Genomic DNA, 21844 nt, shown 5'->3' on the forward strand with positions numbered 1-21844 from the left:
AACTATGTAAAATATAAAATAATTCTACATAGTTTCAAAGCTATAAATTTATATTAAATATGTTTTATGGATTGCCAATCTTTTTTAAATGCTGTACTACCTGATTCAGTTAAAGAATGGTAAAGGGATTTTATATATAAGTTATAAGGAATAGCTGCAAAGTCTATACCAATTGTAGATAGTCTTTCTAATTGATATAAATTTTTAATAGAAGCAGCTACTACTTTTGTTTTATAATCCTTTTCTTTAACAATAGATTGAATAGATTCAATTATTGAAAGCCCATCGTTTCCATTATCATCATTTCTTCCAATGAAGACAAATAAGTAATCGGCACCAGCATTAATAGCTGCTACAGCTTGAGAAACATTAAAAATTAAAGTCAGTGCACTTTTAATACCTTTTTCTTTAAGGTATTTACAAAGTTTCAATCCTTCTTCTGAAAAGTTTATCTTAATTACAATACTATTATCTATTTCTTGAATTTTATTAACTTCTTCAACCATATCTTCAAAAGTATCACCCATAACTTCACCACTTAAGAAGTCAAGATTTTTTGAAGAGTATTCCTTTAAGAAGCCATAAAAGTTTGTATTGTTTTTTAAATACATAGAAGAATTTGCGGTAACTCCATTAATTCCAAGGGATAAAGATTCTTTAATTTCTTCGTCATTAGCAGTATCTATGATGTAAATCATTAAATAACCTCCCTTACCTTCTTAACTATGTTAGAAGCACAAATTCCATATTTATTTAATAACTCATCAGGAGTTCCACTTTCACCAAAGGTATCTTCAATACCTATCATGTATTGTCTTGCTCCATTATAAGGGGCGAGAACTTCAGAAACAGCACTTCCTAAACCACCTATAACATTATGCTCTTCACAAGTTATTATTATATCGTGAGTTTTTGAAAGATCTACTATTAAAGTCTTATCAATTGGCTTAATAGTATGTATATTTACAACTGTTGGATCTATATCAGTTAATTCTTTTGCTGCTTTAAGAGCTTCTTGTACCATAAGACCAGTAGCTACAATTGCTACTTTTTTACCCTTATGTAAAACGACTCCCTTACCAATTTCAAATTTATAATTTTCATCATTTACACCTTCAACAGCACATCTTCCTAAACGCACATAACAAGGTGCATTTATATTAGCTATTGATTTTATTACAGCTTTAGTTTCAATCTCATCACAAGGTTGAAAAACATACATTCCAGGAATTCCTCTCATTAAAGATAAATCTTCAATAGATTGATGGGATGCACCATCCTCACCAACGCTAATCCCAGCATGAGTAGCACAAAGTTTAACATTTAAATGAGGATAACCTATACTATTTCTAATTTGCTCGTAAGCTCTTCCAGCTAAAAACATTGCAAAAGAAGATACATAAGGAACTTTTCCACTAGAAGCTAGTCCGGCAGCTACACCTATCATATTCCCTTCAGCTATACCCATATTAAAGTGTCTATTTGGGCACGCTGTTTTTGCTTCACAGGTTTTTGTTGATTTTGTTAGATCTGCATCTAAAACAAATACATTTTCATTTTCTATAATTAATTCAGATAATGCCTTACCGTAGGCTTCTCTTGTTGCTAACTTACTCATCTAATCACCTAACTCTCTTAATGCATTTTCGCATTGTTCTTTATTTGGAGCAGTTCCATGCCATCCAGCATTATTTTCCATGAAGGATACTCCCTTTCCCTTTACAGTATGGGCTAGAATCATAGTTGGTTTTCCTTTTGTATTTCTAGCTTCTTCAAAAGCTTTTTCAATTTCATTAAAATCATGGCCATTTATAGTTACTACATTCCAGCCAAAAGCCTTAAATTTTGTATCTATAGGAGTGGGATTCATTACCTTTTTTATATCTCCATCAATTTGTAGTCCATTAAAATCTACGATGGCACAAAGATTATCTAATTCATAGTGAGCAGCAGCCATAGCAGCTTCCCATACTTGACCTTCTTCACATTCTCCGTCTCCAAGTAATGCATAAACACGATGACCATTATTATCTACTTTATTGGCAAGAGCCATACCAACAGCTGCTGATATACCTTGACCTAAAGAGCCAGTAGACATATCTACACCATTTACATAATTCATATTTGGATGACCTTGAAGATGTGAGTTTATTTTACGGAATGTTAAAAGGTCTTCTTCATTTAAAAATCCTTTTTCACATAAAGTTGAATAAAGTAATGGAGAAGCATGTCCTTTAGATAATACAAATCTGTCCCTATCTATACCTTTAATGTTTTCTTTAGATATATTCATTTCTTCAAAGTAAAGTACCGTTAATATATCTGCAGAAGAAAGGGATCCGCCTGGATGACCAGAGTTTGCATTTGCAATCATTTTTACTATATTTTTACGTATATTTGTGGCATGGTTTTGTAATTCTTTTATATCCATAATATACACCTCACTTTCGACTATATTATAGCCCCCTCAAAATGGCATTGTACACAGGTTAGAGCGTATGATTGTTACCACAATAATATGTGAAAATATAACGTTTATTTATAATAGAAAAATAATAAATAAAATTTGAATTTATAAACAGATGTTTAGAAATTGCCCTATGAATATGGATTTGAATTTATACTTTGGTAAGTAGAGGATTAAAGAATTTATAATTATACTTAAAATATAAATATCAAAGGGAGGATTTATTATGTTTAATTATTATCAACCAACCAAAGTACATTTTGGTCCAAGTAGATTAAATGAATTAGGAGAAATTTGTAAGAAGTATGGTAATAGATGCCTTTTAGTTACAACAGCTGATGCTCCATTACAAAGTCTATATAATAGAACTAAAAATATTCTAGAAAGTGCTAATATCGAAGTTTTTCACTTCGATAAAGTAGAACCAAATCCGACAGTAGAAATAGTACAACAAGGATTTGATATGTTAAAAAAGAGTCCAGCAGATTTTGTACTAGCAGTTGGAGGGGGTAGCAGTATTGATACAGCGAAAGCTATTGCCTTTACAAATGGACTAGAAAAAATAGATTGGGATAATATATTTAATAAATTTAGTTCACCATTTGAAGATTATCCTTCTTACAGTGAAACAATATTACCTTTAATCAGTGTTCCAACAACATCAGGAACAGGTTCACAAGTAACACAAGCAGCAGTAATAACAAAAGGTGATGAGAAAATAACATTCTTCCATCAAGACTTATTTTCAAAAGAATGTATTATAGATTCGGAATTAACTGTAACTCTTCCACCAAGAATCACCGCTTCAACGGGCTTTGATGCATTTACTCATGCCTTTGAAAGCTTTATAAATAAGAGAGCTTCTTTATTGAGTTCAATGGATTCACTAAAAGCAATGGAGCTAATTATTGAAAACTTACCTAAAGTAATGAAAGAACCAAGCAACATAAAATACCGTGAAAAAATGTCTATGGCAGATACTTTAGCAGGAAGAGCTTTAGCAAACTCAGGTGCAGCAGTACCTCATCCATTATCAGAAATAATAGGAGGAATTGCACATGTTTCTCATGGTGAAGCACTAGCAGTAGTTTTCCCTCCATACATAAAGAAATCTTTTGAAGAAAATAAAGAAAAGTTCAATAGAGTAGCTCAATTATTTAATCCAAGTATAGAATTAGATAATAATGATAATGTACTTTATGATTATATATGTGAATTATTAGAAACTATTGGAATTAGAAAGAAACTATCTGATTTAGGCGTAAAAGAAGAAGAGTTTGAAAAAATATTAAAATCACCAGTACTTGATCACTTACCATTTGGTTCAAGAGAATATTTAGAAGGAATACTAAAGGAAACATTCTAATGAAAGCCTTTTGCATTGATCTTGATGGAACCTTATTAACAAGCGATAAAACAGTAAGTGATATTAATAAAGAATCTATTAGAAAAGCAATTAATAAAGAAAATAAAGTTTTTATAGTTACAGGAAGACCGTATTGTTTTGCTAAATATTTAGCTAGAGAAATTCATAATGATATAAAAGTTATATCATTTAATGGAGGTTGTTACGATAAGGGGGAAGATATAATTATAAATTCAATAAGCAATGAAGTGTTTATGGAAGCTATTAATATATTAAGAAACTCTAATTGTAAGAGCTTTTTTAAAGGAAAGAACTTATTTTACACAACAGAAGATTATGATGATAGATTTTTATATGACAAAATTAATGATAAAGTTTCTGATGATTTAAAAGTAAAATCCTACACTAATTTATCGTGGGATGAAATAGAAAGTAATGCTAAAGATATTATTAAGATCCTAACATATTCTTATGATAAAAAAGAAATTGATAACCTTAGATTAGACCTACAAAATATAAAAGGTTTAACTATTAGCAGTTATATGGATATAAGCTTAGACATAACTGGTAAAAACACTGATAAAGGAATAGCCATTAATGAAATTATGAGTTATTATGGAATAAATAAATCAGATATAGTAGCTATAGGGGATTCAGAAAATGATATTCCTATGTTAAAAGAAGCTGGATATAGTGTAGCTATGGGAAATGCAGAAGAAAAAATAAAAGCAATTTGTAATATAGTAACTCTATCAAATGATGAAGACGGAGTTTCATATGCTATAGAAAATATAATAAATTAAAAAGATCTAATTACAAATATAGAAGAGGATCTTTCTTATCTTTTCAAATTAAAAGAAAGTTAGAAGAAGATATTAAGTTTAAATAGAAGACAGCTCAATTCTGAATAAAATTTATGAATACATTAAACAAAAGAGATTCAAGCATAACTTGAATCTCTTTTATTTAATTAGAGGGGGAACTTTTATGTTCCCCAAATTTTTATAGATGGGAGTTAGAAGTTTTTCAATTTACCAATGAGTGAAAAGCCTCTTATGTGATTAATATATGGAAATAATAAAAATAAGTTACTAAAATTAAGTATGTTTTATCTAATAATTTAACATTTAATGTTTTTAAGCAAAAAGTTACTTTATATGATAAAATATTATTAAAATTATATTCTATTTTAAAAGGGGATGTTATAGTGCCAGCTGGAAATGGAGTAAATTGTAAATATTGTCCAGAGTATAAAAAGAACTGTAATGGTAATGATAAAACATGCTTATGTTATAAGTGTCCAAGACATTTAGGACAATGTATGTGCGTAAAATATTGTAGAGAAACAGAATCTATACTAACTTTTGAAGAGCATTATGAAAGGCGTGATTAAATGAAGGAAAAAGGTAAAAAGTTTATAAATGAATTTAAAGATTTTGCTATGAAGGGAAATGTTCTAGATTTAGCAGTTGGGGTTGTTATAGGGGGAGCTTTTAATAAAATAGTTTCATCATTAGTAAATGATATAATAATGCCACTAATTGGTGTATTAACAGGGGGAGTAAATTTTAAGGATCTTTCATATACAGTGAAGGGTGCAGAATTAACATATGGAATGTTTATTCAAAACATAGTTGATTTTATAATTATAGCTTTATCTATATTTGTATTTATAAAAGTAGTATCTAAATTAAATAGAAAGAAAGAAGAAGAAGTAGAAGCTAAAAAAGAAGAAGAGAAAAAATTAACAATGGATCAAGAGTTATTAGTAGAAATAAGAGATCTTTTGAAGTCTCAAAATAACACATCCAACTAATAAATTAGCACATATTTTACAATTAAATTTACATAGAATATAAATAAAATTAGTAGGTTATAGTCTTAATGAATATTATAGAAAGACTATAACCTTATTTTATTAACAATATTTAAATTAAAGGATATGATATTAATAAAATAAGATTACTTTATAAATATTAATAAAATAGTTGTTAATCATGTAAAAAAGTAGTAGAATTAACAATAATTAAATAAGCAATAAAATAAAAGAATAGATTTGGGGGCGAGGCATAATGCACAAAAAGCTATTTATTCCAGGGCCGGTTGAAGTAAAGCCAGATGTATTAGAGCAAATGGCAAGGCCTATGATTGGGCATAGAAGTAAAGAAGCTTCAGAGCTTCAAAGAAGAATAAGTGACAATTTAAGAAAAGTATTTTTTACAGAAAGTGAAATTTTACTTTCAACTACATCAGGTAGTGGACTTATGGAAGGAGCCATAAGATGCTGTACAGCAAAGAGGGCAGCTGTATTTTCCGTTGGGGCTTTCGGAAAGAGATGGCATGAGATGGCAACTTCTAATAATGTTCCTGCAGACTTATTTGAAGTAGATATGGGAAAAGCTATTACAGCTGAAATGGTTGGCGAAGTATTAGCAACAGGAAAGTATGATTTAGTAGCAGTAACTCATAATGAAACATCTACAGGAGTAATGAATCCAGTAGAAAAAATAGGTGAAGTAGTAAAAAAATATAAGGATATTGTATTTATAGTAGATACAGTAAGTTCTGCAGCTGGAACTAAAATAGAAGTTGATAAATGGGGCATAGACATTTGCATAACATCAACTCAAAAAGCAATAGGGTTGCCACCAGGAATGGCAATATGTACTTTTTCAAATAAAGCTAAGGAAAGAGCTGAAAAAGTGCCTAACAGGGGATTTTACTTAGATTTATTAGCACTTTATAAGTATATTCAAAAAAAGGATTACCAATATCCATCAACTCCTTCTATATCACATATGTATGCCCTTGATTATCAACTAGACTATATATTAAACAAAGAAGGTCTAGAAAATAGATTTATAAGGCATATAGAAATGGCTAAAGTAGTTAGAGCATGGGCTAAAAAGCATTTTGATATTTTTCCTGATGAAAATTATTTATCAAACACTTTAACTACTGTTAAAAATAATAGAGGAATAGATGTATCTGCTTTAAATAAAGAATTAGGAAAAAGAGGTTTCCAAATATCTAATGGATATGGAAGTTTAAAAGATAAAACTTTTAGGGTAGCTCATATGGCAGATTGTCAGATGGAAGATATAAATGAATTACTTAAAAATATAAATGAAATTTTAGGGCTAGAATAATAAATTTAAGTAGAGCACAATTTTAAGCAATAAGCAATAAGCAATAAGCAATAAGCAATAAGTAATAAGCAATAAGTTAGGGATAATATCTAATAAGAGTTTGGAGTAGAATCTAAGCTCTTATTATCATAGATAATATTATTTTAAAATATTTATTTATGAATAACTTTTTAGGGGGTATAAAAATGTATAAAATATTAGTAAGTGACGGTTTGCAAGAAAATACAATTAATAAGTTAATAGAGTCAGGTTTTGAAGTTGTAGATCAGCATTATGATAAAGAAATCCTTGGAGAAAAACTTAAGGATTTTGATGCTTTGGTTATAAGATCAGCTACGAAAATAACTAAGGATATTTTAGAAAAGGCTTCAGGTGGAAATCTAAAATTAATAATTAGAGCTGGAGTTGGAATAGATAATATAGATATACATGCAGCACATGAACAGGGAGTTACCGTTAAGAATACTCCAAATGCCAGTTCAGATTCAGTTGCAGAGTTAGCACTAGCCCATATGTTCGCAGTTGCAAGGTTCGTTGGTACATCAAATTATACTATGAGAAATGGTGAATGGAACAAGAAAAAATACGAAGGTATTGAGCTTTCAGGAAAAACCTTAGGAATAGTAGGAATGGGGAGAATAGGTAAATCATTGGCTAATAAAGCTACATCACTAGGAATGAAGGTTATTTATAATGATGCTTTTGGAAAACAAGAAGATATAACTTATGAATTTTTAGAGTTAAATGATTTATTAAAGAGATCAGACTTTATTTCACTACATGTTCCATATGATAAAGAAAGTGGAACATTAATTGGAAAAGAAGAATTGAATATACTGAAGGATGGAGCTTATATAATAAATTGTGCAAGAGGGAAAGTTGTTGATGAAGAAGCACTTTTAGAAGCTTTAAATTCTGGAAAAATAGCAGGGGCAGGAATAGATGTATTTGAAGTAGAACCAAATACAAATGAAGACTTAGTTAATCATCCAAGAGTAAGCTGTACTCCACATATAGGAGCTTCAACAATTGAAGCACAAGATAGAATTGGAGAAGAAGTAGTATCAATAATAAAGGAGTTTTTTACTCTATAGGAAATCAGCCAAGCAAGCTGGCCTTGGCGACTTTTTTACTAAAGAAAGAAAATAGGAGGAGTTATTAATGGCAGTTATTAGACCTTTTAAGGCAATAAGACCTGTAAAGAAATTAGCAGATAAAATAGCAGCACTTCCTTATGATGTAATGGATAGTGATGAAGCTAGAGAAATGGTTAAGAGTAATTATTATTCATTTTTACATGTAGATAAGGCTGAAGTAGATTTACCACAAGATATAGACATTTATGATGATAAAGTTTATGAAAAAGCTAAAAGTAATTTAGATAAAATGATAGAAGATGGTTTATATATTGAGGATGAAAAGCCATATTTATATATATACAGACAAATAATGAATGAAAGAAGTCAAGTTGGTCTTGTAGGCTGTGCTTCAATAGATGATTATACTAAAAATATAATAAAAAAGCATGAGCTAACAAGAGAAGACAAGGAGATAGATAGAATTAATCATGTTTATAAATGTGAAGCTCATACAGGTCCTATATTTTTAACTTATAGAGAAAATAAGGAGATTTCAAGTATAATAAATGAATGGATGAAGAAAGATCCTGTATATGACTTTATTTCAGAAGATAAAGTAGGTCATACTGTGTGGGTTATAGATGATGAAAATACAGTAACTCAAATAAATGAATTATTTAAATCTGTAGAATGCTTATATATTGCAGATGGACATCATAGATCGGCATCAGCAGTAAAAGTTGGGCATATAAAGAGAGCAGAAAATGAAAACTATACAGGAGAAGAGGAGTTTAACTATTTCTTATCAATTTCTTATCCTGATAGCGAGCTAGAGGTATTAGATTATAATAGAACTGTTAAGGATTTAAATGGGATTTCAAAAGAAGAATTTTTAAATAAAGTAAGTGAGAAATTTACAGTTACTAAAAGTGACGAAAGAGTTAGACCAAAAGAAAAGCATACTTTTGGAATGTACTTGGAAAAACAATGGTACTTACTAGAAGCTAAAGAAGGTATATTTAATCCTCAGAATCCTGTGGATCAGTTGGATGTATCAATACTACAAAATAATCTTTTATGGCCAATACTAGGAATAGATGATCCAAGAAAATCCAAGAGAATAGAGTTTATAGGTGGAGTTAGAGGATTAAAAGAACTTGAAAGAAGAGCAGATACAGATATGAAAGTAAGTTTTTCTATGTATCCTACAACTAAAGAAGATATTATGGATATAGCCGATGGTGGGAAAATAATGCCTCCTAAATCAACTTGGTTTGAACCTAAGCCAAGGAGTGGACTATTTATTCATAAATTTTAAATTGTTGTCAAAACAAAAAAATGTATACTAAGTCAGTATCTTAAATTAAGATACTGACTTTTATTTTTTTGCGTCCAATTATAGCACTATACGAGATATATTTATTTAATTTAGTGTAATTAGGAAAGTAGAAATTAATTTGAATATAATCAATAATTTTACATAATATGTTTATTAACAGAATTCTGTATGATACAATTATTATATTAAATTCCAAAATAAGTAATTTGGTGTGTGTTAATTGATTTAATATGGTTTTACAATTTACTATTTAGGTAGATTTATTTTATATTTTCCTAGCTTCGGTTTGTACGTGGACATATGTAAGTTTGTGTTGACTTGGAGCGGAGCGACGGAATAAGTAAACTTTTTTATTTTATATATTTAAGGAGGAAACTATAATGAATGTAAAAACAAACAACATGGTAAAGGCAAGTTTATTTATTGCATTGGGATTAATTTTCCCTTATATTTTTCATCTAACGGGCATGGCGGGTCCTATATTCTTACCAATGCATATTCCAGTTTTATTATGCGGACTTATGCTTGGCCCAAAATATGGATTAATTATAGGTTTTATAACACCTCTTTTAAATTCTGTAATTACAGGAATGCCACCTATATATCCAACTGGTATCTCTATGGCATTTGAACTTGCAACTTATGGATTTGTGGGTGGATTTTTGTATAAGAAAAAGAATATCAATATGTTTATATCATTAATATTGTCAATGATATTAGGTAGGTTTGTATCTGGAATAGCTATGTTTACAATGCTTACGGTAGGTGGAAAAAGTTTTGTATTGAAAATGTTCTTAACGTCAGCATTTATAACATCTATACCAGGAATAGTAATTCAGTTGATACTAATACCAATTGTAGTAAAAATTTCAGAAAATACGAAGGGAATGAAAACTATAAATGGATAGCAAAGAGTTTTTTAATAAAGTTGCGTTTGAATGGGACAAGATGTGCAACCATGATGATATTAAGTTGAGAAAAATAATAGACTTAGCTTCTATTAGAAATAATGCAAAAATACTTGATGTTGGTACAGGAACAGGTATATTAGTAAGTTACTTGCTTGAAAAGTCTCCACTTAAAATAACAGCTATTGATATTTCGAAAAATATGATTATGGTTGCTAAAGAGAAGTATAAGGATAATAGAGTTGAATTTATTGTAAAAGATGTTATGGAGTTTAATGATAAAGGGTTTGATTATATATTCATTTATTCTGCGTATCCTCATTTTAATGATAAGGAAGCATTATTTAAGCATCTTCTAGATAGGTTAAATGATGGTGGTAAAATAATCATTGCTCATTCAGAAAGTAAAGAAAAAATTAATCAGATCCATTCGAAAAAGGATGTTGTAAAAGATGATGTTCTTGAACCAGCTGAAGTAACCACTAAAATTATGTCTAAATACTTCAAAATTGACAATGTAATTGATAATGAAGAAATGTATTATATTTCAGCTTTCAGAGAAAGATTTTAGGTATATCCTTAACGACTTTTATTTATATAAGGGTGAAATGAACACATTTATATTGGATTAATATAATATCAGTAGATAAATTATTTTCAGGAGGATTAGTAGTGTTTGTAGCACCATTTCAAAATAATCAAATGATTCAGAATCCACAGTTACAGGAATCCCTTAACGATATAAAAAAAGCAGTTCAGGGAGAAAGGGAAGATGAATTATTTTATGATTACCTTATTAGTGTAGCACCTACTAGAGAAGAAAGAGAAATAATAGCTTCAATTAGAGATGATGAAAGAAGACATAATCAGATATTTAGAAGAATTTATAAGGACTTTACAGGGATGGATGTAGTATCAATGGATGAAGAGAAAGCTTTTGAAAAACCTGATTCTTATTTAGACGGTATTAAAAAAGCTTTATTTGGAGAATTAGCAGCTGTAGAAAGGTATAGAAATATTAGAAGGGCTCTTCCTATGGGACCTTACAGAGATATGTTATTTGATATAATCACAGATGAATTAAAACATGCTTCAAAATATAATTATCTATTTACACTGAATAGTACTATGAATAATTCTGAAATGAATAAAGCTTCAATGACTAATTCATCAATGAAGAGATTGGAAAGAATAGCATATAAATCTAAATTTACTCCAGATGATTGGATTAGATATATAACACCATTGGTTAACCGTGCTCTAGAAGAATCTAAAGAAGGAATTAACCCTGAGCATTTATATCAAGAGTTTATTTTAGCGGGATTACTTGTTGGTTTAGGAATGAGCCCTGAAGATGCTATTGATCAAGTTGAAGAATGGGAAGATACAGGAGCTTCTAAGTTACTAGCAAAGAGTAAAATGAGTAGATATTTTGATTAAGGTTACTTTAATAAATGAATTTAATTGATTATAAATGTAATTATAAACTAGTAAATTATTATTTATTAACTTGAACTTGTATCTCTAGTTACAGAATATATATATTAACTCATTTATAATTATAAATAAGTTTAATAATTGTATAGAAGTGAGAGGAGTTACAATGGCAAATATAGATAATTTAGAAAGACAGCATATAGAAATAAATAATTTATTTAATAAAATTAATAAGACTTTAAGCTTAAGTAATGTAACTGATGATTTAGATGGGTTAGTATTGGATATAAATACTCTTGCAGGAAAGTTAAATATTCATATGAGAACAGAAGATAAATTTTTATATCCACAATTAATAAATAGTAAGGATGATAAATTAAAGAAAGTTGCTATTGAATATAGTGAGGAAATGGGAAATATTCATATGATTTTTAACGAATTTAAGAATCAGTTTAATACTAAAAATAAGATATTAAATGATAAAGATAAATTCTTAATGGAGATCAGAAGAGTATTAAGTCTATTAAAAAATAGAATAGACAAGGAAGATATAAACTTATATCCAAAGATCAAAAATTTATAAAATTATTATCTTAATTTTAATCCTTATATAAGTCAAAAGGATTAATCCAAAAGGTTGAGCATATATAAAAAAGAAGAGAAATATAATGAAAAAGATGAGCAAGGTATTAAAAATAGGGCTTGAATACTGTTGCTGTTGCATATAGTAAAAAATATTCATTTAAAATTATTGCTTTTTGCAACAGCAAAACTTGAATATTATGTATTTATTATGTAATCTTATATATATGTGAATAAGTACATTTTCATAAATAAGATTTAAAGAGATATATAGTATAAGGAGTATATTATGACAGATTCATTAATTAATTGGTTTACTAGCACATTAAGTTTTATGCCAAAGGAGTTTGTAGTGTTTATAATATCCATGGTACCTATTTTAGAGTTAAGGGGGGGCTTAATTGCGGCTTCTTTATTAGGAATTGGAGTATTTAAAGCTATATTTTTATGTATTTTAGGAAATATAGTTCCTATCCCATTTATTTTATTTTTCATTACACCAATATTTAACTGGATGAAAAAAACTAAGTTATTTAGACCTATGGTTGAAAAGCTAGAGAAAAAATCAATGGCTAAAAGTGAGCAAATCCAAAAATATGAGTTTTGGGGACTTGCATTATTTGTTGGAATACCTTTACCAGGAACAGGTGCATGGACAGGTGCGCTTATAGCATCGTTACTTGGAATTAAAACGAAGAAGGCATCCTTAGCAATCTTTGTAGGATTAATAATAGCAACAATAATAATGACTTTTATATCCTATGGAATTCCATGGTTTATTCAAGCAATGGCTTAAAAGGTATTGATTAATAAGACTCATTAGGGAGTCTTCCTTTAGTATTAAAAAAACATATATTATCTTATTTGCTCTGTAGCTTTGCTCCAAGTCACCATAAGATAATATATGTTTTTATTTTATAGTTTTTCTAACATACTTTTTAAAATTATAGTTGAATTTCTAACTGCAATAGGAATGAATTTTTCATAATCCATGTGAGCACCGTTATTAGCATTATCAGATATAGATCTAATAACAACACAAGGAATATTATTTAAATAACAAACATGAGCAATACTTGCTCCTTCCATTTCACAAGCCATTGCATTAAATTCCTTTTCAAACCATTGAATTTTTTCAACACTTGATATAAATTGATCGCCAGAAACAATTCTACCTGAAAAAGTATTAATTTCTTTAATTTCTTCACATGCATCTAAAGCAGATTTAACTAACTTCTCATCACATTTAAAATCAAAAGTATCTAATCTTGGAATTTGCCCATGAGGATCACCAAATACAGTAGTATCCATATCGTGTTGAACTAAATCAGTTCCAACAACTACATCACCAGGATAAATATTTTTACCAATTCCACCTGCAACTCCAACATTTATTACAGAAGATACTTTATATTCAGATATTAATATTTGAGTACAAATAGCAGCGTTTACTTTACCAATTCCACAAACAACTGCAATTATATTTTTATCTCCTAGAGTCCCTTTATAAAAAGTCATATTAGCTTTTTTTGTTTCTTCTTGAATAGACATATCCTTTAGAAGAAGTTCTAATTCTTCAGCCATGGCACTTATAATTCCTAAAACCATAATAAACCTCCTTAAAATTTAAGCTACTAAGCTTAAGAGTTAATAATATGTAAAATTAATCTTTTAATATCTTACCATATAATATAATGTATTTAAATAATAGATAGTCATTTTATAACCTTTAGTTAAAAATACATGTTATTTAGCAATATTTTTATATATAATTTTTTAAATATTGCTAAATGATATTAATTTTTAATTAGATGGAAAATAATATTATTGTATATAAATAAATAATAGTCTAAAATAAGTTATAAATTAAATAAAATAAAGTCTTTTGTGTTAATATACACAAGATAAAAAAGGAGAGAAGTGAATGTTACAACATCCCTTATCTAGAACAGAATTACTTATAGGAAATGATGGACTAGAAAAATTAAAAAATGCAAAAGTAATGGTATTCGGTGTTGGTGGAGTAGGTAGCTTTGCTGTTGAAGCATTAACAAGAGCAGGTGTAGGAAACATAATATTAGTTGATGATGATACTGTTTGTTTAACTAATTTAAATAGACAGATACATGCTACATATGGAACTATAAGTAAGGTAAAAGTTGATGTTATGAAAGAAAGAATACTTTCTATAAATAGAAAATGTAATGTTACTACACATCAATTATTCGTAACTCCAGAAAATATAGAGGAATTAATTCCAGATGATGTTGATTATGTAATAGATGCAATAGATACAGTTTCAGCTAAAATAGCTTTAGCTAAGTATTGCTATGAAAAAGATATAAATATAATTGCGTCAATGGGAACAGGAAACAAACTTGATCCAACACAATTCAAGGTTGCAGATATATATGATACTAAGGTATGTCCTTTAGCTAAGGTTATGAGATATGAACTTAGAAAAAAAGGAGTAAAAGAGCTTAAAGTTGTATATTCTGAAGAAAAACCAAGAAAACCAAAGGATGAAGATGTGGTTACTTGTAAGACTGGCTGCGTATGTACAGGTGGAACTAAAAAGTGCGCAATAAAAAGACAAATACCAGGAAGCATATCCTTTGTTCCTCCAGTTGCAGGTATGATCATCGGAGGAGAAGTTATAAAGTCCTTAATAGGTGAAAATAATTAATATTAAAATAGGAGTATGATTCATTATATTTTATGGGGGAATCGTACTCCTTATTTTTTTAAATAGTTTCTATTCTTGAGTTTTCTAATCTATAACCTTTTGGAGACATTCCAGTTACTTTTTTAAACATTTGACTGAAGTAAGATGAATTTCCAAATCCAACTATAGAAGAAATATCTCTAATTGAGTAGCTAGTGGTAGCTAATAGATTTTTAGATTCTTGAATACGCTTATTTATAACATAGTTAATTGGTGAAACACCTATTTGCTTAGTAAAGGTATGAACTAAGTGGAACTTATTCATGTAAGATAAATCAGATAAAAAGTCTAATGTTATATTTTGAGAATAGTGAGCATCTATATAATTTTTTATTTTTACACATTCTAAGTTTAATTTTTCTTGAGATTCTTCAATGAATAGTAGTGGAGTTGCTCTTCGTACGATTTGAGTTATGAATAGTGTTAAAATACTTTTACATACAAGTTCATAATTAAATTCTTTATGTTCTATTTCATTAATTAATTGATCAAAGTAACTAAGTAGTAAATCTTTATCTTTAGAGAGGTTTATTATTTTATACAGTTTAATTTGTTGTTCATTATTAGTAAGACTATAGGATTCAGGAAAATTTAATAATAAATTATCTACTCCTAGAACTACATATTCTAGAGGTACATCTGATAAAGATGATTTTTCTGTATGCAGACAATTAGGATTAATTATAATTAAGTCCCATTTATTAACGTTAACTACAGTGTCATTTAAGAGGAATGCTCCTTTACCATTAGTTATAAAGAATATTTCTGTAAATGGATGAAAGTGAGCTGTGCTATGCCAATCGTTTTCAAATTTAGATTTACTTATATAAAGCAATTCATAATTAGGATCATAGTTTTTTTTATTTATTAGGTATCTTGTATTACCCATAGTACATCTCCATTCTATTTAATTAGTATATTTATTATAGCACAATATATATAATTTGGTAATATTGTTATCATAGCAATATTACTAAAAAAGAGAGCAATAATATTATTGTGTAAAAGATTTCAATGCAATAAAATAAGTATGTAAAAATAAGAGGAATTAAGGGAGGTGGATTATAAACAATGCGTAAAAAAAGTACTGTAAATAAGGTGTTTATAGGGTTTTCAGTAATACCAGCATTAATACTTTTTATATTATTTATGATAGTTCCAACTATAAATGTATTTTGGATGTCATTATTCAAATGGGGTGGACTATCCAATAACAAAAAGTTTGTTGGGTTAGATAATTTCACAATATTATTTAAAGATAGCAATTTTGTTAAATCATTTCAAAATACAATGTTTTTACTGGTAATAGTAACAGTAATTACCATGATTTTAGCAATAGCTTCAGCTGCTGTATTAACTAGAAAGGATACTAAATTTAAAAATTTCTTTAGAATAGTATTTTATTTTCCAAATATTTTATCAGTTGTAGTTATATCAGCTATATTTTCAGCTATTTTAGATCCTGATAAAGGAATAATAAATGCAACTCTTGGTTCACTGGGATTAGAAAATTTAAAGAAAATGTGGCTTGGCGATCAAAAAGTAGTTATATGGTGTATAGCTATTGCCATGATCTGGCAAGCTGTAGGATATTATATGGTAATGTATATGGCAAGTATGAGTAGTATTCCAGAAAGTCTTTATGAAGCAGCTGATTTAGAGGGTGCTTCAAGATGGCAACAATTCTTCCAAATAACTTTACCTTTAATATGGAATGTTATAAGAACTACACTAACATTTTTCATAATAAGTACTATAAATTTAAGTTTCCTATTTGTAAAAGTTATGACCGCTGGTGGTCCAGATGGCTCTTCAGAGGTTTTCTTAAGTTATATGTACAAGCAAGCATATTCTAATTCATCATATGGATATGGAATGGCAATAGGTGTAATAATCTTTATTTTCTCATTTGCATTATCAGTAGTAATAAATAAAGCAACAAAGAGAGATGTAATAGAATTTTAAGGAGGGATTAATATGGAAAAAGCATATAAAAAGACATCAGCAGAGAAATTAATGAAAATATTCACTTATTTATGTTTAACTATATTTGCTCTAAGCATATTAGTTCCTTTAGGATGGGCAATACTAGCATCATTTAAACATAAATCAGAATTTTATGGCAACCCATGGGCATTGCCACAAGGTCTTTACTTTGAGAATTTTAAGAAAGCTTTTGTGGAAGCACATATGGGAGAATATTTTATAAATTCAGTTATAATAACTGGACTAGCACTAATAATACTATTAGTTGTAGCTATACCAGCAGCTTATGTTTTATCAAGATTTGAATTTAAAAGTAAAAAGATTTTAAATTTACTATTTTCAGCAGGGTTATTTATAAATGTAAACTATATTGTGGTTCCAATATTTTTACTGGTATTAGATGGAGAGAAGTTAGTTAGAGAAATCTTTGCTGTGCCAACAAGTATGACTGTGTTTTTAGATAGTAGAATAGTAGTTAGTATAATTTATGCAGCAACAGCACTACCATTTACAATATATTTACTAATGACATTTTTAAAATCATTACCTAAAGCATATGAAGAAGCAGCTTATGTTGATGGTTGTAGTAATTTAAAAACCTTAATTCACGTTATAATTCCTATGGCCAAGCCTAGTATAATAACAGTTATATTATTTAATTTCTTAGCATTTTGGAATGAATATATAATTGCTTTAACTATGCTACCTAATAAGGCAAAAACACTACCACTAGGATTAATAAATTTAATGCAAGTTCAAAAGACTGCAACTGATTTTGGTGCTTTATATGCAGGATTAGTTATAGTTATGATTCCAACAATAGTTTTATATATATTAGTTCAAAAGAAATTAACAGAAGGTATGACTGTAGGCGGTATAAAAGAGTAATATAGGAGGATGAAAATGAGCAAGGGAAGAGTTACAATTCCAACAGATGATAATTTTATAAAAGAGACTATGGAAATAGCAGAAAAATGGGGAGCAGATGCAATACGTGACTGTGATGGCTTTAAGCTTCCAAAAGAAATAAAAGGTTTAGCAGAAAAAATATACTCAACTTATTTTGTAGCTCGTGGAGATAATGAATGGGCAGAAGAAAATATAGAGGAATTACAACAAACTTATTTAATGACTAAGCATCATTTAGCAACAAGTGAAACATTGACTATAAATATAATGGATGGATATTTCAATCAGCAAGTAAAGCCAGATTCTTATCACGATGTTAAGGAATTTTGGGAAGTTATAGATAGAACTACAGGTGAAGTTATAGATTTAGATAAGTGGAGTTACAATGATGAAACTCAAGAAGTAACAATAAAAGATACTAAGAAATGGCACGAGTACACAGTTTCATTTTTAGCTTACTGTATATGGGACCCTACTCAAATGTATAATCACATAACAAATGATTGGGGAGACAAGCCTCATGAAATGCCATTTGATGCAAGAAAACCAAAAACTAATAAGCATATTTTTGAGGCTATGCATAAGTGGTTAGATGAACATCCAGAAACTAATGTGGTTAGATTTACAACATTTTTCTATCACTTTACACTAGTATTTAATGATAGAGCAAAGGAAAAGTTTGTTGATTGGTTTGGATATAGTTCAAGTGTAAGTGCAGAAGCCTTAAGAGAGTTTGAAAAAGTTAAAGGATACAAGCTTAGACCAGAAGATATAATTGATGAAGGATATTATAATAGCACATTTAGAGTACCAAGTAAGCAATATTTAGATTATATAGATTTTCAACAACAATTTGTAGCTAAAAATGTTAAAAAGCTTGTTGATATAACTCATGAGCATGGAAGAGAGGCTATGATGTTCCTTGGTGATAACTGGATAGGAACAGAACCATATGGTAAATACTTTGAGAGCATAGGGTTAGATGGCGTTGTGGGATCTGTTGGTAGCGGTGCAACTCTTAGAATGATTTCTGATATTCCAGGAGTCAAATATACAGAAGGACGTTTTTTACCATATTTCTTCCCAGATACATTTTATGAAGGAAATGATCCAACTATAGAAGCAAGAGAAAATTGGTTAACAGCTAGACGTGCAATAATGAGAAAGCCAGTAGATAGAATTGGGTATGGTGGATACTTATCCTTAGCTTATAAATTCCCTAAATTTGTAGATTATATAGAAAGTGTATGTGATGAATTTAGAGAGATATATGAAACTATAGATGAAAATAAGCCTTATTGCGGACTAAAGGTTGCTGTATTAAATTGTTGGGGTAAGATTCGTACATGGCAAACACATATGGTAGCTCATGCATTATGGTATAAACAAATATATTCATATCTAGGAGTAATTGAGGCTCTAAGTGGTATGAGTGTTGATGTAAGCTTTATAAGCTTTGATGACATAAAAGATAATGGAGTTCCAGAAGGAATAGATGTAATTATAAATGCAGGTGATGCAGGCACTGCTTTCAGTGGTGGAGAAAAATGGCTTGATGAAAGTATAATTACTAAAATAAGAGAATGGGTTTATAATGGTGGTGGATTTATAGGAATAGGAGAACCATCAGCAGTATTAAATGGAGGACATTACTTCCAACTATCAGACGCTTTAGGTGTAGATAAGGAGTTAGGTTTTTCATTAAGCACAGATAAGTATTTTAAAGAAGAATTAGATAAGCACTTTATAACAGAAGATATATTTGAAGATGTAGATTTTGGTGAAGGTCAAAAGAATGTGTATGCAACGAAGGAATCTACAGAAATAATTAAATATATAAATGGAGATTTATTAGCGTCCTCAAATAACTACGGAAAAGGACGTGCTGTATATTTAGCTGGATTGCCATATTCAGTTCAAAATACACGTATTTTAACAAGAGCGTGCTTCTATGCAGCTAATAAAGAAAATGAAATGAAGAAATGGTATTCAGATAATCCTTATTGTGAAGTATCAGCTTATTTGGAATCAAATAGATATGCAGTTATAAATAATTCTAATGAAAAACAAATATCCAAAGTTTATGATGGAGAAGGAAAAGTTACTAATATGGAGTTAGAGCCTACAGAAATTAGATGGATTGATATAAAATAGAAAAGTGTTAAATTCATACTGTTAAAAATTGAATTTATATAAAAACTTTTTATCATATCCTTAAAGGGGGAATAAAGATGGTAAAAAATATAATTTTAACTATATTATTTTTCTTATCTATGTTTTTAGTTATTAGAGGTAATTCAATTAATGGATATTTAGGTTTATTAATGATATTTATAGGCATGGCTGGAGTTATAACAGAGCTATATGTCTATAATAAAAAGTATCAATAAAATATAAAATTATATTGATAATATAAGCAATATTAATAAATAAAAAAGCAAGAATAGTATATAAATAACGTTTACAAAGTAATAAAATTAAATCATAAGTTATTAATTGGTATATTTAAAAGGGGAAAGGGAGGAAATCTAATGAAAAAAAGAACATTAGCATTATTATTAAGCTCACTTATGGTAGTATCTACCCTAACTGGATGTGGAGGAAAAACTACAAGCCAAGGATCTTCTGATGAAAAAGCTAAAACTTTAAAAATTGCCGCTTTCGAAGGGGGATATGGAAAAGTTTATTGGGAAAAATTAAAAGAAAACTTTGAAAAGGCCCATGAGGGAGTAACAGTGGAATTAACTGTAGCTTCTAATATAGAAGAAGTTATCCGTCCTCAAATTCAATCAGGAAATATTCCAGATTTTATATATCTAGCAACTGGAAGAAAAGATGCATTAACTGAAACTTTTATTAAAGAAGAAAATTTACATGAGTTAACAAATGTTTTAAATATGAAGGTTCCAGGAGAAAATGTAACAGTAAAAGATAAATTATTACCAGGATTCGTTGATAGTTATGCTACAAATCCATATGGCGATGGAAAAACTTATTTAGCACCATTATTCTATAGTCCAACAGGATTATTCTATAATAAAGCATTATTTAAACAAAAAGGATATGAGCTTCCAAAAACTTGGGATCAAATGTTTGCTTTAGGTGATAAGGCAAAAGCTGATGGAATATCATTATGGTCATATCCAACTGCAGGATACCTTGATTGTATGATACCACCAATACTTGCAGCTTCAGGTGGAGTAGATTCATTTAAGGATGCTATGAATTACAAAGAAGGGTTCTGGACTTCAGAATCAGCAACAAAAGCTTTAGAAACAATAGGAAAGCTTAAAAACTACTTAGATCCAACAGTTGTAGCTAATGCTAACAATCAAGGATTTAAAAATAATCAACAATTAATTTTAGACAACAAAGCTTTATTCATTCCAAATGGAACTTGGTTGCCAGATGAAATGAAGGATGCTCCAAGAGCAGAAGGTTTTGAATGGGGATTCATGCCATATCCAGCATTTAAAGATGGTGGAGATCAATACTCTGTAAGCTTTATTGAACAAATGTATATTCCGAAAGATGCTAAGAATAAAGAGTTAGCAGAAGAGTTTATGGCTTATATGTATAGTGATGAAGCAGTTGAAATTGTAGCTGAAAATGCTAAAGCTGTAGTTCCTGTTAAGGGATCTATGGAAATTGCAAGTAAGCATTTAGATCCATTACAAGTTGAACTTTTAAAGATGTATGATAATGGAGCTAAAGCTTTAATGGGAGTATTTGCAGCAACAAAACCAGTTGAAGGATTAACATATTCTGATGTATATGTTGGAACAGTTGACTCAGTAATGACTGGAGACAAGACAGTCGCAGATTGGCAAAAATCATTACAAGAAGCAACAGATAAGATGAGAGCTAATATAATCAAATAGATAGTAAAAAAAGTAG

Annotated in this window: 23 protein-coding genes; 18 read left to right on the forward strand and 5 right to left on the reverse strand. The window is 29.1% G+C overall.

The features are described from left to right. Window positions 1–53: 53 nt before the first annotated feature. The 3 genes from ACYUEX_RS16785 to ACYUEX_RS16795 are packed head-to-tail and all read right to left on the reverse strand — an operon-like array spanning window position 54 to window position 2431. Window positions 54–698 carry a transaldolase family protein gene (locus ACYUEX_RS16785; protein ID WP_460289178.1) on the reverse strand — a complete coding sequence of 215 codons (645 nt, stop codon included), beginning with the start codon at window positions 696–698 and terminating at the stop codon, window positions 54–56. Then, window positions 698–1618: a transketolase family protein gene (locus tag ACYUEX_RS16790; RefSeq protein ID WP_460289179.1), complete on the reverse strand. Its 921-nt coding sequence runs from the start codon at window positions 1616–1618 to the stop codon at window positions 698–700. Before ACYUEX_RS16790 ends, ACYUEX_RS16785 begins: the two co-directional genes overlap by 1 nt. Continuing rightward, window positions 1619–2431: a transketolase gene (locus ACYUEX_RS16795; RefSeq protein WP_411169193.1), complete on the reverse strand. Its 813-nt coding sequence runs from the start codon at window positions 2429–2431 to the stop codon at window positions 1619–1621. Between the two features lie 262 nt (window positions 2432–2693). Between ACYUEX_RS16795 and ACYUEX_RS16800 the strand changes: the two genes are divergently transcribed. The 12 genes from ACYUEX_RS16800 (at window position 2694) to ACYUEX_RS16855 (ending at window position 13123) form a co-directional block, all read left to right on the forward strand. After that, window positions 2694–3833 (forward strand): iron-containing alcohol dehydrogenase, encoded by a 1140-nt coding sequence (locus ACYUEX_RS16800; protein WP_460289180.1) that lies wholly within the window; start codon window positions 2694–2696, stop codon window positions 3831–3833. Then, the gene (locus ACYUEX_RS16805; RefSeq protein ID WP_460289181.1) at window positions 3833–4636 is read left to right on the forward strand and encodes a Cof-type HAD-IIB family hydrolase; all 804 of its coding nucleotides are present in this window, start codon (window positions 3833–3835) and stop codon (window positions 4634–4636) included. Before ACYUEX_RS16800 ends, ACYUEX_RS16805 begins: the two co-directional genes overlap by 1 nt. A gap of 404 nt (window positions 4637–5040) precedes the next feature. Beyond that, window positions 5041–5226 (forward strand): hypothetical protein, encoded by a 186-nt coding sequence (locus tag ACYUEX_RS16810; RefSeq protein WP_460289182.1) that lies wholly within the window; start codon window positions 5041–5043, stop codon window positions 5224–5226. After that, the gene (gene mscL / locus ACYUEX_RS16815) at window positions 5227–5649 is read left to right on the forward strand and encodes a large conductance mechanosensitive channel protein MscL (protein WP_460289183.1); all 423 of its coding nucleotides are present in this window, start codon (window positions 5227–5229) and stop codon (window positions 5647–5649) included. 256 nt (window positions 5650–5905) lie between these two features. Further along, a complete protein-coding gene (locus tag ACYUEX_RS16820; protein WP_460289184.1) occupies window positions 5906–6982 on the forward strand; it encodes a pyridoxal-phosphate-dependent aminotransferase family protein in 1077 nt (358 codons plus the stop codon). 185 nt (window positions 6983–7167) lie between these two features. Further along, window positions 7168–8076 carry a D-2-hydroxyacid dehydrogenase gene (locus ACYUEX_RS16825; RefSeq protein ID WP_460289185.1) on the forward strand — a complete coding sequence of 303 codons (909 nt, stop codon included), beginning with the start codon at window positions 7168–7170 and terminating at the stop codon, window positions 8074–8076. 67 nt (window positions 8077–8143) lie between these two features. Next, the gene (locus ACYUEX_RS16830) at window positions 8144–9379 is read left to right on the forward strand and encodes a DUF1015 domain-containing protein (RefSeq protein ID WP_460289186.1); all 1236 of its coding nucleotides are present in this window, start codon (window positions 8144–8146) and stop codon (window positions 9377–9379) included. A gap of 401 nt (window positions 9380–9780) precedes the next feature. After that, the gene (locus ACYUEX_RS16835) at window positions 9781–10308 is read left to right on the forward strand and encodes an ECF transporter S component (RefSeq protein WP_460289187.1); all 528 of its coding nucleotides are present in this window, start codon (window positions 9781–9783) and stop codon (window positions 10306–10308) included. Next, the gene (locus ACYUEX_RS16840) at window positions 10301–10879 is read left to right on the forward strand and encodes a class I SAM-dependent methyltransferase (RefSeq protein WP_460289188.1); all 579 of its coding nucleotides are present in this window, start codon (window positions 10301–10303) and stop codon (window positions 10877–10879) included. Before ACYUEX_RS16835 ends, ACYUEX_RS16840 begins: the two co-directional genes overlap by 8 nt. A 101-nt stretch (window positions 10880–10980) precedes the next feature. Continuing rightward, entirely contained in the window at window positions 10981–11748 is a 768-nt protein-coding gene (locus tag ACYUEX_RS16845; protein ID WP_460289189.1) for a ferritin-like domain-containing protein, read from the forward strand. Window positions 11749–11911: 163 nt separating this feature from the next. Further along, on the forward strand, window positions 11912–12328 hold the full coding sequence (locus ACYUEX_RS16850) for a hemerythrin domain-containing protein (RefSeq protein ID WP_460289190.1): 417 nt from the start codon (window positions 11912–11914) through the stop codon (window positions 12326–12328). A 288-nt stretch (window positions 12329–12616) separates the two neighbouring features. Beyond that, complete coding sequence (locus ACYUEX_RS16855) at window positions 12617–13123, forward strand: COG2426 family protein (RefSeq protein ID WP_460289191.1); 507 nt, start codon at window positions 12617–12619, stop codon at window positions 13121–13123. A 119-nt stretch (window positions 13124–13242) separates the two neighbouring features. Here ACYUEX_RS16855 and ACYUEX_RS16860 read toward each other — a convergent pair whose 3' ends face one another. Beyond that, a complete protein-coding gene (locus tag ACYUEX_RS16860; RefSeq protein ID WP_460289193.1) occupies window positions 13243–13935 on the reverse strand; it encodes a 5'-methylthioadenosine/adenosylhomocysteine nucleosidase in 693 nt (230 codons plus the stop codon). Between the two features lie 316 nt (window positions 13936–14251). Here ACYUEX_RS16860 and ACYUEX_RS16865 point away from each other — a divergent pair, with 316 nt between their 5' ends. After that, window positions 14252–15013 carry a tRNA threonylcarbamoyladenosine dehydratase gene (locus ACYUEX_RS16865; RefSeq protein ID WP_460289194.1) on the forward strand — a complete coding sequence of 254 codons (762 nt, stop codon included), beginning with the start codon at window positions 14252–14254 and terminating at the stop codon, window positions 15011–15013. Between the two features lie 58 nt (window positions 15014–15071). On the opposite strand, the gene ACYUEX_RS16870 is transcribed toward ACYUEX_RS16865, so the two are convergent. After that, window positions 15072–15941, reverse strand: coding sequence for an AraC family transcriptional regulator (locus ACYUEX_RS16870; protein WP_460289195.1), 870 nt, complete (start codon window positions 15939–15941; stop codon window positions 15072–15074). A 182-nt stretch (window positions 15942–16123) separates the two neighbouring features. Between ACYUEX_RS16870 and ACYUEX_RS16875 the strand changes: the two genes are divergently transcribed. The 5 genes from ACYUEX_RS16875 to ACYUEX_RS16895 all read left to right on the forward strand — a co-directional run bounded on the left by ACYUEX_RS16875 (window position 16124) and on the right by ACYUEX_RS16895 (window position 21828). Further along, complete coding sequence (locus ACYUEX_RS16875) at window positions 16124–17017, forward strand: carbohydrate ABC transporter permease (protein ID WP_460289196.1); 894 nt, start codon at window positions 16124–16126, stop codon at window positions 17015–17017. Between the two features lie 12 nt (window positions 17018–17029). After that, window positions 17030–17926 carry a carbohydrate ABC transporter permease gene (locus tag ACYUEX_RS16880; protein ID WP_460289197.1) on the forward strand — a complete coding sequence of 299 codons (897 nt, stop codon included), beginning with the start codon at window positions 17030–17032 and terminating at the stop codon, window positions 17924–17926. A gap of 15 nt (window positions 17927–17941) precedes the next feature. Further along, window positions 17942–20101, forward strand: coding sequence for a 1,3-beta-galactosyl-N-acetylhexosamine phosphorylase (gene gnpA, locus ACYUEX_RS16885; RefSeq protein WP_460289198.1), 2160 nt, complete (start codon window positions 17942–17944; stop codon window positions 20099–20101). Between the two features lie 77 nt (window positions 20102–20178). After that, window positions 20179–20337 (forward strand): DUF6903 family protein, encoded by a 159-nt coding sequence (locus ACYUEX_RS16890; RefSeq protein WP_460289199.1) that lies wholly within the window; start codon window positions 20179–20181, stop codon window positions 20335–20337. A gap of 141 nt (window positions 20338–20478) precedes the next feature. Then, entirely contained in the window at window positions 20479–21828 is a 1350-nt protein-coding gene (locus tag ACYUEX_RS16895) for a carbohydrate ABC transporter substrate-binding protein (protein ID WP_460289200.1), read from the forward strand. Window positions 21829–21844 lie beyond the last annotated feature (16 nt).

It is taken from the genome of Clostridium sp. CTA-7, from assembly GCF_054768095.1.

Bases quoted from the DNA above. Each gene is read 5' to 3' on its own strand.
- ACYUEX_RS16785 (WP_460289178.1), bottom strand. From the start codon at position 698: ATGATTTACATCATAGATACTGCTAATGACGAAGAAATTAAAGAATCT.
- ACYUEX_RS16790 (WP_460289179.1), bottom strand. From the start codon at position 1,618: ATGAGTAAGTTAGCAACAAGAGAAGCCTACGGTAAGGCATTATCTGAA.
- ACYUEX_RS16795 (WP_411169193.1), bottom strand. From the start codon at position 2,431: ATGGATATAAAAGAATTACAAAACCATGCCACAAATATACGTAAAAAT.
- ACYUEX_RS16800 (WP_460289180.1), top strand. From the start codon at position 2,694: ATGTTTAATTATTATCAACCAACCAAAGTACATTTTGGTCCAAGTAGA.
- ACYUEX_RS16805 (WP_460289181.1), top strand. From the start codon at position 3,833: ATGAAAGCCTTTTGCATTGATCTTGATGGAACCTTATTAACAAGCGAT.
- mscL (WP_460289183.1), top strand. From the start codon at position 5,227: ATGAAGGAAAAAGGTAAAAAGTTTATAAATGAATTTAAAGATTTTGCT.
- ACYUEX_RS16820 (WP_460289184.1), top strand. From the start codon at position 5,906: ATGCACAAAAAGCTATTTATTCCAGGGCCGGTTGAAGTAAAGCCAGAT.
- ACYUEX_RS16825 (WP_460289185.1), top strand. From the start codon at position 7,168: ATGTATAAAATATTAGTAAGTGACGGTTTGCAAGAAAATACAATTAAT.
- ACYUEX_RS16830 (WP_460289186.1), top strand. From the start codon at position 8,144: ATGGCAGTTATTAGACCTTTTAAGGCAATAAGACCTGTAAAGAAATTA.
- ACYUEX_RS16835 (WP_460289187.1), top strand. From the start codon at position 9,781: ATGAATGTAAAAACAAACAACATGGTAAAGGCAAGTTTATTTATTGCA.
- ACYUEX_RS16840 (WP_460289188.1), top strand. From the start codon at position 10,301: ATGGATAGCAAAGAGTTTTTTAATAAAGTTGCGTTTGAATGGGACAAG.
- ACYUEX_RS16850 (WP_460289190.1), top strand. From the start codon at position 11,912: ATGGCAAATATAGATAATTTAGAAAGACAGCATATAGAAATAAATAAT.
- ACYUEX_RS16855 (WP_460289191.1), top strand. From the start codon at position 12,617: ATGACAGATTCATTAATTAATTGGTTTACTAGCACATTAAGTTTTATG.
- ACYUEX_RS16860 (WP_460289193.1), bottom strand. From the start codon at position 13,935: ATGGTTTTAGGAATTATAAGTGCCATGGCTGAAGAATTAGAACTTCTT.
- ACYUEX_RS16865 (WP_460289194.1), top strand. From the start codon at position 14,252: ATGTTACAACATCCCTTATCTAGAACAGAATTACTTATAGGAAATGAT.
- ACYUEX_RS16870 (WP_460289195.1), bottom strand. From the start codon at position 15,941: ATGGGTAATACAAGATACCTAATAAATAAAAAAAACTATGATCCTAAT.
- ACYUEX_RS16875 (WP_460289196.1), top strand. From the start codon at position 16,124: ATGCGTAAAAAAAGTACTGTAAATAAGGTGTTTATAGGGTTTTCAGTA.
- ACYUEX_RS16880 (WP_460289197.1), top strand. From the start codon at position 17,030: ATGGAAAAAGCATATAAAAAGACATCAGCAGAGAAATTAATGAAAATA.
- gnpA (WP_460289198.1), top strand. From the start codon at position 17,942: ATGAGCAAGGGAAGAGTTACAATTCCAACAGATGATAATTTTATAAAA.
- ACYUEX_RS16890 (WP_460289199.1), top strand. From the start codon at position 20,179: ATGGTAAAAAATATAATTTTAACTATATTATTTTTCTTATCTATGTTT.
- ACYUEX_RS16895 (WP_460289200.1), top strand. From the start codon at position 20,479: ATGAAAAAAAGAACATTAGCATTATTATTAAGCTCACTTATGGTAGTA.